This window comes from Pseudoalteromonas sp. MMG010 (assembly GCF_018100905.1).
GTDB lineage: Bacteria > Pseudomonadota > Gammaproteobacteria > Enterobacterales > Alteromonadaceae > Pseudoalteromonas.
On record NZ_JAGJEG010000005.1, the window covers coordinates 1 to 14,100 of the forward strand.

The window sequence follows — 14,100 nt, forward strand, 5'->3', positions numbered from 1 at the left end:
TTCTTTAAACTCTTGGGTATAACGTTTGCCTTTGCTCATAAAACACCTCTTATTAGAAGTTACAATGTAACTTAGTGGGTGTCTAGCAAACTATGGTGGGTGTCTAGCAAACTTGGGACCTGTTGTAACTATCGTTTTTAGAAGGAATGTACCTAAAGCGCTATGCTAAAAGTACTTTAAAGCATATTTATACTGGAAGTTTCGTTATATGTTTTAACTCTATGGGGCATCCAAAAGCTCATGGGTTTAAAGTGAGTGGGTTTAAAGTGAATGGGGTCAAATTTTACTTCATACATCATCATTTTAATTGGCTGTTTCGGGCTCATAACCCCCTTATAAAATTTACCTGAGGATCTGTGAGGGGCTGAAAATTATTGCTGCGATGCAAACGCTTTAAATTATTTTTCAATAAAAAGGGTGTATTGATAATTTACATGATTTTAAAAGGAAAATTTATATCACCCAAATGAGGAATTTGGGTGGCAGTCTTACCAGCCACATCTCGGCACACACGTCACAAACTGTGGCTGCTCCCTTCCGGGCCTGACCAGGTTCGCCTGCTAGTGTTGCGAGAGGACCAATAAGACTACCATTGAGGGCCTTGGTTGGCGCGGGAGAGATTATCCCTACTTTTGCTACGTTATTCAAGGGCTAATCTAAAAAGAAAGTGCGATTGCATGTTTCATATACAATCGCACTGGTTTTTTATGACTTTTACGTTATTTACGGTGAATTATTGTTTTTCTAATTCTTGTTTTACGCGCATGAGTACCGATTTTATTTGTTTCATATTTTCGGGGCCTGTGCGCAATAGCTGCTTTTGCGCATCGGGTAAAAGTTCCCACTCTGAAAAAGCGTACTGGTATGTCACCGAATCACGTAATAAAGGCAGTGCTCCTTTTGGCTCGGGTGTATCTAATAGTAGGTCTATGGCATCGATTAATGTGTTATTAAACTCATTTTCGCCGTAGCCAATTTCGCTGTATGCTTCGTTAATTAACGGTGTGTACTCATTGTATAAACGCACAATTTGAGCGCTGCTCATGCTTGTAAATATTTTTACATAAGGGGTATAACGCTCATAACTGTTTGGATCAATTGTGAGTATTTCACCTTCGCGTACACTAAAGCTTTCTTCTGGTTGCACTATAGGGTTATGCTTTTTTGCTAATTTACCTTGGGCTAAATTATCAATATATACAACACCACGGCGGATCATGTCGTCGTTAACTAATAAGCTCATGGCGGTGTCTGGTAAATACTCATTTATTTTTGCATAAACGTTACTGTCGCTTTCATCAAGTGTTGGTAAAGGATTTACAACGGGTTCTGGCGCTTTTTCAATGGGTTTAGGTGGTACATTAACCTTTGGTTCCTCATTGACTTGCTCAGGCTCTTTTATTGGCTCAGGCTCAGCAACCGGTGCGGGTTTATATTCGTTAACGCTCTTTTGTGCTGTTACATGTGCGGGTTGTCTTACGGGTTCAGGCTCGGTAGGTTTAAACAATATAAAAACCACAACCGCAGCAAGTACGATTAAAACAATAACGGCAAAAATTAGGTTCTTTTTAGATTTATCTTGAGTGTCTAACCCATCTGATTTATCAGACATATAAACTCCATACAATTGAAGATAGATAATCACTTAGAGTGTACTAAGTGGAGAAAATTCATTTTTAACAAAAAAGGGCCAAGCTGCCAAGGTATCCTTTGATTCTTCTAGCTTAAAGACTTACAGTGCATAAATAAAGTAAAGCTGTAGAACTGTTACTGTTAATATGAAAATAAAAAAAATTGATCCAAACAAACCTAAAATTGCATTATTGCTAACAGGAGGTGGCGCGCGTGCGGCGTATCAAGTTGGTGTACTCAAAGCATTAGCGCATAGTATGCCAAGAACCGCCCCTTTGCCTTTTCGTATTATTAACGGTACTTCAGCCGGCGCTATCAATTCGGCCGGGTTAGCTTGTTATGCCTCTTGTGCCCATTTAGCGGTAAGAAAACTCGAAAACGTTTGGAAAAACTTTTCTACCTCAATGGTATATAAAAGTGATTTTGTCAGTGTATTTAGCCATATTGCGCGTAATATTTTAACCAGTTTTCAATCAGAGCATATTAACCACCCTCCTGCTAGCTTATTAAATAACAGTCCTCTTAGGGGGTTACTGCAAAATATATTAGAGCTACAAGGGATTGAGCGTAACTTACATCGACAGTTTTTAGATGCTATATCTATTACGGCTTCAAGTTATACGACCGGCGATTCGGTCGCCTTTTTTCAGTCGAATACTCAAACACCATGGCAACGAGCTAAACGCGAAGGTAAAGCAACTAAAATAAATGTAGAGCACTTAATGGCATCCAGCGCTATTCCTATGGTGTTCCCAAGCGTAAATGTGCAAAACCACTATTTTGGCGATGGGTCTATTCATCAGTTATCGCCGCTAAGCCCCGCTATTCATTTAGGCGCAGAAAAAATATTAATTATTGGTGTTGAGCAACCCAAAGAGCTTCATCCGCCAGGCTACTCTCCTCATTACCCAGGACTTTCTTCGATTGCGGGGCATTTACTCGACAGCGTATTTACCGATACCATGCAAGCCGACTTAGAGCGACTAGAACGTGTAAACCGTACATTGGGGTTGTTACCCGCTCGCGATAAACATCAAGAGTTAAAACAAATCCAAACGTGCATAATCAACCCTTCGCAAAACTTTAATGCCATTGCGGCGCAATATTACAGCGATATGCCGTGGGCCATTAAAGTATTATTACGTATGATTGGGGTAAAAAAACACTCACAATCAAGCTTAACTAGCTATTTATTATTTGAGCAACGCTACACTCAGCATCTTATAAAAATAGGCTACGAAGATGGACTAAAAAAACTACCACAAATGCGGCAGTTTTTAGATTTAGATTAAACTAAATTTAACTGGCGATGGGGTATAAAGTGGCTACTATTATGCGCTTTATCTTTTAGTTAATGCCATCGAGCAAGTAGTGCTCAAGTTTTTCTATACGCCTTGGTTTACCCTGTAACACCAAAATATCGTTTGCTAATAAAACGGTTTGCGATGAAGGGGCGTCAATTTCGCGCCCTTGCCTACGCAGCGCTTTTATCTGTACTTTATATTGCATAATATTTAGCTCATAAATGCTTTTATTAACGGCAAATGCAAGCTCTGGTAATGCCACTAAATGTAAGTACTTTAAGCCATCTGAGTTTAAATCTTCAGTATCAACCTGCTCACCTGCGTAAAAGCTTTGTAGTAATGGGTATCTGTTGTTTCGCTCATTACTGACACGTCTAATGATTCGGCTCATGGGCACGCCCGACATCGACAACACATGCGATACCAACATTAAACTCGCTTCAAGGGTTTCGGGTACAACCTCGGTTACACCAAGCTCTCTTAAACGCGCTAATTGTGTATCGTCTTTACTACGAAGTAATATTTTCACCTCGGGCGCAATATGTTTAATAGCATTAATGACCACTTGGGTTTGCTCAAATTCGGTAAATGTAATAATCACTAAACGAGCACGCTCAACCCCAAGCGTTTTTAAAATATCGCTTTGTTTTACATGACCAAAAATAACGGGTTCACCGGCGTTTATTCCTTCTTGTACTAATAAGGGGTTACTTTCAGCGGCAACATATTCAATCATTTCGGTTTTTAAAAATCGCGCAATGGTTTGCCCTACGCGAGAAAACCCACAAATCACGACATGGTTTGTATATAAAGGACTAACGTTAACGGGATTAGGCTGCTGTAAATGAGGCGAATTTAACATGCCTAAATGTTTTAAAATAAAAGGCGTTTTGTCTATTAGCGCAGGGGTAAGTGCCATCGAAAGCACACCTAAGGCAATTAAAAACGAACCTTGTTCAGAGCTAAGTAATTGATGCTGCCCAGCCAAGGCAATAAGTACAAAGCCAAACTCTCCCATTTGCCATAGCATAATAGCGCAGGCTATCGCATCTTGCTTGCGCTCGCCCATAAGCCGAGCGCAAATAGTAACAATACCAATTTTAACGCTAAACACTGCAACTAATGCAACAATAATCCAGAGTGAATTAAGTACCACAAACTGTATATTGAGCTGCATGCCTACAGTAACAAAGAACAAGCCCATTAATATGTCGCGAAATGGCCTAATATCCGCTTCTAGTTGGTGGCGATAATGGCTTTCTCCTAACATCATCCCCGCTAAAAAAGCGCCCAACGCCATTGATAAACCAAATGCATGAGTAAGCCCGCCCGCAAGTAAAGCGACTAAAAGGGTTGTTAAAACAAATAGCTCGTCGGTACGCACTTGGGCTATTTCATTAAATACTTTTGGTAAAATCCATTTACCAATTGCCCACAGTAATACACACACAAACGCGCCTTTTGATAACGCGCTTACTAACGCCCAACCAATTCCTTGCACATCACTGTTTGCCAATAAAGGCAATATAATTAACAGTGGGACAACTGCAATATCTTGAAATAACAATACACCAATTGCTAATTGGCCTCGGCGCTGATTTAGCTGCGCATTTTCTTTGAGTAATTTAACCACTACCGCCGTAGACGATAACGTTACAATTACGGCAATGGTAAATGCATTTAATAGTGAAAACCCTAAGCAGCCTAGCAATACTATCACCACAATTGCAGTGATAATGACTTGCAGCGACCCTAAACCAAACACTAAGTTGCGCATTGCCATTAAGCGCGAAACCGAAAACTCTAAACCTAAACTAAACAATAAAAAAACAATGCCAAGTTCAGCTATTAGCGCCATATCGTTTGATTGTGTTAACCAACCGACACCGTGGCCTCCAGCTAATACGCCGGTTGCTAAATACGCTAAAATGGGGGGTAAACCAATACGCTTAAAAACCCATACAAATAATACCGCAGCGATTAATAAGCCAAAAAATTGAACATTCATGCCTTGCAATGCCTATCTCCCTTGCCATTTTTTATTTGTTTATAAATTAACTATAGCAACCTTATGTTTTTCGACCAGTTTTAAAATGTGGCATAAAAATAGCTTATAACAATTAAAGTAACACTCCTGGGGGAGAATTTAATGGAAAATGTCCATATATTGACGCAACGCATATCTGCTCGTGGCGAATTTTTGCCGTTTTCGGCAGAGCAGTTTCGAAATAACGAACCTGAATCAGTTCATAAATTAGTAAGCGAATTACAGACCAGTTTAATTATTGAAGATGTATTAGCTATATACGTGGGTTATGCTAAACAATTACTGAATTTTTCGGGCGTGCAATTTAAATCAAATATTGGGGTTAACTCAACGTCAGAGAGTGATTTAAAGCAAACACCTTATTCATTTGATTTACACATTGCTGGCGAGTATTTAGGTCAACTTACATACTTTAGTAAGTACCCTTTAAGTGATGCTATAGAAGATAAGTTATTACAATTACATAACGCGCTTTTATACCCATTGCGTAATGCTTTAATGTACAGCCGAATGCTAAAGCTTGCCACTAAAGATGCCTTAACGGGTTTAAATAATCGCAGTCAATTTAATGAAATTTTAAAGCAAAAAATAGAAAACTGTCATCGCTTCAATCGTCCTTTTAGCTTAATGCTATTAGACTTAGATAACTTTAAACGGGTTAATGACAACTATGGCCATAAAGTGGGTGACGAAATGTTACAAACATTTTCAAACTTACTTAACTCAAGTATTAGAGGAACCGACTCGGTTTTCAGATTTGGTGGCGACGAATTTGCTATTTTAATTGAAGATCCTAAATTTACCACTAATCAAGTGATCGCACAGCGGATAATGAAATCGGTTAAGTGCTCTAAATTAATGGCAAAACATCATGTCACCACCAGTATTGGTTATACGCTAGCGACTAACAAAGATAACGAGAATGCCATTTTCTCTCGGGCCGACACCGGTTTATACAAAGCAAAAGCCGCTGGACGCAATTGCGCTAAAGCGTTTTAAATAATAAAAACCTAGCCCCAGCTAGGTTTTTTTTACTTTAGAAAGCAATTTAAAGCCCACCAGCAAAATAAAAAAGCCCAAGAAAAACCCACTGACCAAGTTAATTAAGGCAGCTAAATTCGTTAACGGTGTCAACAACACCACTAACAATGGAATGCTCACGCCTACAACAAAAAATACGCCGCCTTTGCCTAACCAATACGCTAACAAACTTGCGCCACAAAACCCCCCACCCACTAACGCATATATTAAGGTGGTTATATTCAACTCAAGTAACGCATTGGCTAAACCCGCAATTAAAATATTTACAAGTACTGCCACTGGGGCATAATTTACCAATGATAAGCCAACATGTGGCTCATTTTTTAATTGTTGCATTGCCAATACACTCCATTTTCATCTTTGTGTTTTTCACTTATAAAGTAACCCACTACTTGTACCAATTCATCGTTATAAAATATTAATGGGATTTGAGCGCGTAACCAAGGCGCAACTTTTGCATCCTTAAACCAGTGTTTAAGTGTATTACTACCGGGTTTATTTAGCGGTTGTATTCGCGCTGCATTGCAATTAAAGCGCACGCTTATTTGCTCATTTTCAGTTGCTTGTCTAACACCCGGGCCTTGCTGAAGTGTTAATATTCGCCCATCATTTAAGCAAACCCGATGACTATTTATTTCGCTATCATTCATTATCGTTAAGTTGCTCACAAAATATAAAGCCCCTTGATGACGACGTATTTGCCCTTGGGAAAATTCAATTACAAGTTGAGCATCTGCTTTTGCGTTTAATGCTTGTTGAATCAATTGCGATAACTGTTTTTGAGAAGGCATGGTTTGGCTAAACAGTGCAATCCAAGCACGCACTACGTTAGCAATACGAATATCACTAAACTGTTTAAATGATTGAATATTCAGCGCTTTATCGGGATTTAAACATTGTATTAAATCTGTTTGTGTATACTCGTCAAGCAATGCTTGTTGTTGCTGTAATAAGTTAACACTACGTGCTACACAATGCTCAAAACCTTGAAAACGCTCACTAAGTAGCGGCACGACACTGGCGCGTAAAAAGTTACGGTCAAACTGCTCATCGCTATTTGAATCATCGGTTATGTAACTAATTGCAAATTTATCTGCAAATTGTTCGATATCGCTGCGCTTTATATTAAGTAAAGGCCTAAAACACACACGGCCACTGGGTAAGCGTCTTGTTTGATGCATTGCCCCAAGCCCCTTTAAACCAGAGCCTCTTTTAAGTCGTAATAAAAACGTTTCAAGCTGATCGTTTACATGCTGACCTAATAAAATAATGCTGTTTTTAGCTGCTAAATTATCCAGTGCAGTATAGCGTGCATCACGCGCTTGGGCTTCTAAACTGGTACGACTCTGCGGTAAAATATCAACGCAAGCAAACTGAAAAGACACCGATAACTTTGCACATAACTGTGCACAAAAATCTTGCCACTGCTGTGCATACTCACTTAAACCATGATTAACATAGATAGCCGATACACTCACGCGTTCATCTTGTTTACTCAATGCATGAACCAAATGCAATAATACAACCGAATCAACCCCACCTGATAACGCCACAGTAAAATGTGTATTGTCAGCCTTTATCAAGGGGTTTAATGTGAGTGTAACTTGTTTAAAAATCGTGGTGGAATGCATTTTTTACCATATAAAAATCAATAAAAACCGATGAAGTGCCCTATTCTAAAGTAAAAAAGCCGCATTAGCGGCTTTTTTTATATTTAATACGACTTGCTTGAACTTAAAAAGTTAGCAGCCTATCGTTTTAGCAGTAACCAAACGACATTAAACGCTGGTAACGTTGCTCTAGCATGTCATCTAGTGATAAAGCTTGCAGCTCATCGAGATCACGCTTTAAACGTGTTTTTAAATTACGTGCCATTGCATCGTAATTACGGTGCGCGCCACCAAGTGGTTCATCAACTAAATTGTTAATTAAATCTAGCTCTTTAACACGTTCAGCGGTAACCCCCATGGCCTCAGCAGCCAATGGGGCTTTATCAGCACTTTTCCACAAAATAGATGCACAGCCTTCTGGTGAAATAACCGAGTACGTGCTGTATTGCAACATATTTACTCTGTCGCCAACACCAATGGCTAATGCACCGCCCGATCCACCTTCACCAATAACGGTACAAATGGTAGGCACTTTAAGTGCAGCCATCACTTTTAAGTTACGCGCAATGGCCTCTGATTGGCCACGCTCTTCGGCACCAACACCAGGATAGGCACCTGGGGTGTCAATAAAAGTCATAATAGGCATTTTAAAACGCTCGGCCATTTCCATTAAACGCAGTGCTTTACGGTAGCCTTCAGGTTTTGGCATACCAAAATTACGTTTAATTTTTTCAGCTGTATCGCGCCCTTTTTGCTGACCGATAACCATAACAGGTTGGCCTTCAAAACGCGCAACACCACCTAAAATTGCAGGGTCGTTTGCAAATGTACGATCGCCAGCAAATTCGTCAAATTCCGTAAAAATACGCTCGATGTAATCTCGAGTATAAGGACGCAACGGATGACGCGCTAACTGCGATACTTGCCAAGCACCTAACTCAGAAAATATTTTCTGCTTTAATTGTGCGCTTTTTTCTTTTAGTCGGCTAACTTCTTCTTCTAAACCTAGGTCTAATTCACCAGCGCGACTAACATTTTGTAATTCTTCAATTTTTACTTCTAATTCTGCAATTGGAAGCTCAAAATCAAGATAATTGAGGCTCATGCTCTAAACTACCTAATCAGTTAAATTCTAGTTCTACATCTTGCGCCGCCATCAGTGATAGCTTATGTATTAAGTCATCACTTGGCGTAACACACCATTCAATCCCTAATGTTAATTGTACCAACGCATCTGGACGCTGATAAAACACTTGGATTGGACACGTTCCCATTTTATAAGGTTCGAGTACTTTTTGTAATTTTTCGAAAAATCCAGCTTCGATCTGTACCATGTTCAGGGTCATTTTTATCGCTTTAATACGCTTTTCACGCGCCTGAGCAATGGTATTAACTTCTCTGGCGGTCATTGTAATACCCCCAGTGAAGTTATCAAAGCTGACCTGTCCAGATATCACCAAGATATTATTAACTTGCAGCATATCTTGGTACTTTTCAAACTCGTCTGAATACAAGCGTACATCAATACGGGCGCTCTTGTCATCTAAAGTTATTAAGCCCCAACGGTTGCCTTTTTTATTCACTAATACTCTAGCAGAAATAACTAAACCCGCTGCGGTGGCAAACACATCACGGTTAGTGGGTTGTAAATCAACAATTTTTCCACTGGTATAATGCTTAAGTTCACGGCGATACTGGTTTATTGGATGGCCCGTTAAATATAACCCTAATGTGTCTTTTTCACCATCAAGCCATTGATTATCGGTCAGTGGCGTTGCCGTAATAAAAGCCTGTTCAACTTCATCTGACTCCGTGGCTAACAAACCAAATAAATCAGCTTGGCCTAACGATTCTGCTTTTTTATGCTGATCTGCCGCACGCATTGCATCTTTTAAACTTGCTAGCAATGTGGCACGCCCGGGTTGAGTTTTATCTGGTCCGAGTTTATCAAGCGCACCGGCGTAAATAAGTTTTTCGGTTACGCGTTTATTTAGGCGTTTTAAATCAACACGAGCACAAAAATCAAATAAATCTTTAAATTCGCCACCTTGAGCACGGGCTTCTAAAATAGCATCAACAGGGGCTTCACCCACCCCTTTAATCGCGCCAATACCGTATACAATTTCCCCTTGAAGATTAACAGTAAACTTATATTCACCGGCATTTACATCGGGGGGTAACAAGGTCAGTTTCATGTTTTCACATTCATCAACCAAGGTTACAATTTTATCGGTATTGTCCATATCGGCCGACATTACTGCCGCCATAAATTCTGCAGGATGATGGGTTTTCATCCATAAGGTTTGATACGAAACGAGGGCATATGCAGCCGAGTGAGATTTGTTAAAACCATAGCCGGCAAATTTTTCTACTAAGTCGAAAATTTTAATAGCGAGTTCGCCATCAATGCCGTTGTCTCTGGCGCCATCTTCAAAGGTAGATCGTTGCTTGGCCATTTCTTCGGGCTTTTTCTTACCCATTGCACGGCGAAGCATATCGGCGCCGCCTAAGGTATAACCAGCTAACACCTGCGCTATTTGCATTACTTGTTCTTGATATAAAATAATGCCGTAAGTGGGATCAAGAATCGGTTTCAAGCTTTCGTGTTGATACTGAGCATCGGGGTAAGATATTTCTTCTCGCCCTAACTTTCTGTCGATAAAGTTATCTACCATGCCCGATTGCAGTGGGCCGGGTCTAAATAACGCCACTAGGGCAATCATATCTTCAAAGCAATCGGGTTTTAAGCGCCTAACTAGGTCTTTCATACCACGCGACTCTAGCTGGAAAACCGCAGTGGTTTCGGCGCGTAATAATAACTCAATACTTTTTTTATCATCCAGTGGAATGGTATTGATATCGACAGGCTCTTTGCCTTCACGGGCCATTCGCTCGTTGGTCATATCAACCGCCCACTGTAATATCGTGAGGGTACGCAAACCTAAGAAGTCAAATTTTACCAATCCGGCCGTTTCTACATCGTTTTTATCAAACTGAGTAACCGGAAATTTACCTTCGTCGTCGCAATACAAAGCAGCAAAGTCGGTAATGGTGGTGGGTGATATAACCACCCCACCAGCATGCTTACCGGCGTTACGAGTACAACCTTCTAAAATACGACACATGTCGATAAGGTCTTTTACTTCGTTATCACCATCGTAAGCTTCTTGTAATCGAGGCTCTACATCAAATGCTTTGGCCAGCGTCATCCCCGGATCGCCAGGGATCATCTTAGAAATACGGTCAACAAATCCATACGGGTGGCCCAGTACACGCCCTACATCACGAATTACCGCTTTTGCCGCCATGGTGCCAAAAGTAATAATTTGCGACACGGCATCACGGCCATATAAAGCCGATACATGATCAATAACTTCATCACGTCTGTCCATACAAAAATCGACATCAAAATCGGGCATTGATACCCGCTCTGGATTCAAAAATCGCTCAAACAGTAAATCAAACTCAAGTGGATCTAGGTCGGTGATTTTAAGTGCATATGCCACCAATGAACCTGCACCTGAACCCCGTCCGGGTCCGACAGGAATGTTATTATCTTTACTCCATTGAATAAACTCCATAACGATTAAGAAGTAACCTGGGAATCCCATTTGGTTGATTACATCTAACTCTATTTTTAAGCGTTCGTCGTATTCAACGCGTTTTTCTTGGCGCTCTTGTTCATCTGGAAATAAAAATAACAACCGTTCTTCAAGGCCATCCTCTGAGACTTTAACTAAAAAGTCTTCAATTTTAAGCGAGCCGGTTGGGTAATCGGGTAAAAAGTACTTGCCTAGCTCAACGGTTACATTACACCGTTTTGCTATTTCTACTGTATTTTGCAATGCCTCAGGAATATCGCTAAATAACTGCGCCATTTGTTCTGGGGTTTTTAAATACTGCTCTTGCGAGAAACGTTTTGGGCGGCGTTTATCATCTAAGGTATAGCCATCAAAAATAGCCACTCGAATTTCGTGAGCTTCAAAGTTTTCGGGCTTTAAAAAAACCACTTCGTTGGTGGCAACCACGGGAAGTTGTTCATTAGATGCAAGCTCTACCGCTAAATGAAGGTAATCCTCCTCAAGTGGGCGCTCTGTTCGTACTAATTCAATATAATAATTATCGCTAAAATGCTGTTTATAAAAACTAACAACCGACTCAATAACACCTGGGTTACCTTTTAATAATGCTTTACCTAGGTCGCCGTCTTTTGCGCCCGATAAAATAATAAGCCCTGCTTTTAATTCAACTAACCATTGACGGTCTATAACGGGACGATGAAAAACATGCCCCCGTTGATACGCTTTTGAAATAAGTAAGGTGAGGTTTTTATACCCTAAGTTGTCTTTGGCTAAAATGGTAATTCGACACGGTTCGCTTTCAAACTCTGGACTACGCAACCAAAAATCAGCCCCAACAATTGGTTTAATCCCCGCATTATGCGCAGCCCCATAAAAGCGTACTAAACCACATAAATTCATCTGATCGGTTATTGCTAAAGCTGGTAATTCAAGTTCTTGTGCTTTGGCTACAATGGGCTTTGTTTTCGCTAAGCCATCAACCATCGAAAAATCAGAGTGTACCCTTAAATGCACAAATTCTGGAGCAGCCATAATTTACGCCCCGCCCTTAGCGTTTAACAATACACGCTGAACCGGTTTAAAGCTTTTTCGGTGCTCGTCAATAGCGCCATACTGCTCAAGAGCCGCAAAGTGAGCTTTAGTCGGGTAGCCTTTATGCCCAGCAAAACCATATTGTGGATAGCGTGCATCAAGGGCTAACATTTCATCATCGCGAGCGACTTTAGCTAAAATTGATGCGGCTGAAATTTCAGCGACTAAGCTATCGCCTTTAACCACCGCTTGCGCTGGCATTGTTAATTTAGGTAAACGGTTACCATCAACAAACACAAACTCAGGTGTAATTGATAGCGCCTCGACTGCTCGACTCATAGCAAGCATAGTGGCCTGTAAAATATTAAGCTCATCGATTTCTACTGGGCTGCAACGGCCATACGCATAACACAATGCTTTTTCTTTTATTTCAATGGCTAATGCTTGGCGTTTTTTATCTGTTAATTTTTTCGAATCAGCTAAGCCTGCAATGGGCTTTTTAGGATCTAAAATCACTGCGGCGGTCACTACATCACCCACAAGCGGGCCGCGTCCTACTTCATCAACACCCGCAATGGCGGTTAAATTAGGTCGTTCAATTTGCATTTAATAACTCCGCAACAGCCGCAGCTGCCTGCTCACTGGCATTTAGTCTAATATTTTTGTGCATGGCTAAAAATTTTGCCTTTAATTGGGCATTATCAGTATTTAACATTGGAGTTAATGCCGCTGTGAGGTTGTCTACATTACACTCGTGTTGCAAAAATTCGGGGATAAGTGGCTCATCGGCCAGTAAATTAGGCAATGAAAAATACTTAATATTAAAAGTGAAAAAAGTTTTAAATATCCAGTAACTCATGGCTTTAATTTTATAGCCCACCACCATGGGTTTTTTATAAAGCATTCCTTCTAAGGTGGCTGTACCCGATGCTAATAAAATTGCATCAGCAGCTTGCATTGCCTCTTTCGATTGGCCATCAAGTAATATCACATTTAACGATGGCGCACTGGTTGCTAAAATAGCTTCAAATTGTGCTCTGCGTTTTTCGTTTACTAAAGGCACAATGACTTTAAGGGCCGGATTTTGTATTTGTAGTTGCTGCGCTGTGCGAATATAAGTATCGCTTAATAAACCCACTTCAGATCCACGGCTACCGGGCAGTAATGCAAGTACTTTATCTTGTGTATTCAATCCCAAAGCGGCTCTGGCTTTGCTGTCGTCAAGCTCAAGGGCAATATCATCTGCCAAGGTGTGCCCGACAAACGTACAGGGTACTTGATGTTTGTCGTAAAATTCTTTTTCAAAAGGTAATAACGCTAATACTAAATTGGTTGCCGCACTAATAGTATGAATTCGTTTTTCGCGCCATGCCCATACCGATGGGCTTACGTATTGAATTGTTTTGATACCGGCATCTTTGAGTGGTTTTTCTACCCGAAGGTTAAAATCAGGTGCATCAATACCAATAAATACATCGGGTGGGTTATCAATAAAATGCTGTACTAATTGTTTACGGATTTTAAGTAAACGCGGTAAACGCCCGAGTACTTCTACTAACCCCATGACTGATAATTCATCCATGTCATATAACGTTTTACAGCCTTGGGCCTGCATTTTAGGCCCAGCGATGCCTTCAAAAATCGCTTCAGGGTAATGTTGTTTCAATGCTTTTATTAGGCCTTCGCCTAAAATATCGCCCGACAGTTCGCCTGCAACAATTCCGATACGTAGTTGCTTTTTTTGTTTGTTCATTTGATTTTATTCATATATCAACGAGGCATTCATAATAAGTAGTTTAACGTGTTTTAGTGTTTGATTAAACGGCTAGCGTAGGTTTATCTTTAACAGCTTA

At 40.4% G+C, this 14,100-nt stretch carries 10 protein-coding genes and 1 other RNA gene; 2 read left to right on the forward strand and 9 right to left on the reverse strand.

Annotation, left to right across the window (positions count from 1 at the left end; genetic code table 11):
* Positions 1–486 precede the first annotated feature (486 nt).
* Positions 487–583: signal recognition particle sRNA small type (gene ffs, locus J8L70_RS07025), an RNA gene on the reverse strand.
* Between the two features lie 150 nt (positions 584–733).
* Complete coding sequence (locus J8L70_RS07030; protein ID WP_211054831.1) at positions 734–1,612, reverse strand: DUF3014 domain-containing protein; 879 nt, start codon at positions 1,610–1,612, stop codon at positions 734–736.
* 166 nt (positions 1,613–1,778) lie between these two features.
* Here J8L70_RS07030 and J8L70_RS07035 point away from each other — a divergent pair, with 166 nt between their 5' ends.
* On the forward strand, positions 1,779–2,924 hold the full coding sequence (locus tag J8L70_RS07035) for a patatin-like phospholipase family protein (RefSeq protein ID WP_211054832.1): 1,146 nt from the start codon (positions 1,779–1,781) through the stop codon (positions 2,922–2,924).
* 55 nt (positions 2,925–2,979) lie between these two features.
* Here J8L70_RS07035 and J8L70_RS07040 read toward each other — a convergent pair whose 3' ends face one another.
* Entirely contained in the window at positions 2,980–4,953 is a 1,974-nt protein-coding gene (locus J8L70_RS07040) for a cation:proton antiporter (RefSeq protein WP_211054833.1), read from the reverse strand.
* Between the two features lie 132 nt (positions 4,954–5,085).
* On the opposite strand from J8L70_RS07040, the gene J8L70_RS07045 reads away from it, so the two are divergent.
* Positions 5,086–5,982, forward strand: a complete 897-nt coding sequence (locus J8L70_RS07045; protein WP_211054834.1) for a GGDEF domain-containing protein — start codon at positions 5,086–5,088, stop codon at positions 5,980–5,982.
* A gap of 21 nt (positions 5,983–6,003) precedes the next feature.
* Here the strand turns inward: J8L70_RS07045 and J8L70_RS07050 are convergent, their stop codons facing one another.
* From J8L70_RS07050 to lpxB, 6 genes are all read right to left on the reverse strand, one after another.
* On the reverse strand, positions 6,004–6,360 hold the full coding sequence (locus J8L70_RS07050; protein ID WP_211054835.1) for a hypothetical protein: 357 nt from the start codon (positions 6,358–6,360) through the stop codon (positions 6,004–6,006).
* Complete coding sequence (gene tilS, locus J8L70_RS07055) at positions 6,348–7,655, reverse strand: tRNA lysidine(34) synthetase TilS (RefSeq protein WP_211054836.1); 1,308 nt, start codon at positions 7,653–7,655, stop codon at positions 6,348–6,350. Before tilS ends, J8L70_RS07050 begins: the two co-directional genes overlap by 13 nt.
* Before the next feature lie 127 nt (positions 7,656–7,782).
* Entirely contained in the window at positions 7,783–8,739 is a 957-nt protein-coding gene (gene accA, locus J8L70_RS07060) for an acetyl-CoA carboxylase carboxyl transferase subunit alpha (RefSeq protein WP_211054837.1), read from the reverse strand.
* 16 nt (positions 8,740–8,755) lie between these two features.
* Positions 8,756–12,247: a DNA polymerase III subunit alpha gene (dnaE, locus tag J8L70_RS07065; protein WP_211054838.1), complete on the reverse strand. Its 3,492-nt coding sequence runs from the start codon at positions 12,245–12,247 to the stop codon at positions 8,756–8,758.
* Positions 12,248–12,250: 3 nt separating this feature from the next.
* A complete protein-coding gene (gene rnhB / locus J8L70_RS07070) occupies positions 12,251–12,853 on the reverse strand; it encodes a ribonuclease HII (RefSeq protein WP_211054839.1) in 603 nt (200 codons plus the stop codon).
* Positions 12,843–14,000 carry a lipid-A-disaccharide synthase gene (lpxB, locus tag J8L70_RS07075; RefSeq protein WP_211054840.1) on the reverse strand — a complete coding sequence of 386 codons (1,158 nt, stop codon included), beginning with the start codon at positions 13,998–14,000 and terminating at the stop codon, positions 12,843–12,845. Before lpxB ends, rnhB begins: the two co-directional genes overlap by 11 nt.
* Positions 14,001–14,100: the final 100 nt, after the last annotated feature.

Bases quoted from the DNA above. Each gene is read 5' to 3' on its own strand.
- J8L70_RS07050 (WP_211054835.1), bottom strand. From the start codon at position 6,360: ATGCAACAATTAAAAAATGAGCCACATGTTGGCTTATCATTGGTAAAT.
- J8L70_RS07035 (WP_211054832.1), top strand. From the start codon at position 1,779: ATGAAAATAAAAAAAATTGATCCAAACAAACCTAAAATTGCATTATTG.
- lpxB (WP_211054840.1), bottom strand. From the start codon at position 14,000: ATGAACAAACAAAAAAAGCAACTACGTATCGGAATTGTTGCAGGCGAA.
- dnaE (WP_211054838.1), bottom strand. From the start codon at position 12,247: ATGGCTGCTCCAGAATTTGTGCATTTAAGGGTACACTCTGATTTTTCG.
- J8L70_RS07030 (WP_211054831.1), bottom strand. From the start codon at position 1,612: ATGTCTGATAAATCAGATGGGTTAGACACTCAAGATAAATCTAAAAAG.
- accA (WP_211054837.1), bottom strand. From the start codon at position 8,739: ATGAGCCTCAATTATCTTGATTTTGAGCTTCCAATTGCAGAATTAGAA.
- rnhB (WP_211054839.1), bottom strand. From the start codon at position 12,853: ATGCAAATTGAACGACCTAATTTAACCGCCATTGCGGGTGTTGATGAA.
- tilS (WP_211054836.1), bottom strand. From the start codon at position 7,655: ATGCATTCCACCACGATTTTTAAACAAGTTACACTCACATTAAACCCC.
- J8L70_RS07045 (WP_211054834.1), top strand. From the start codon at position 5,086: ATGGAAAATGTCCATATATTGACGCAACGCATATCTGCTCGTGGCGAA.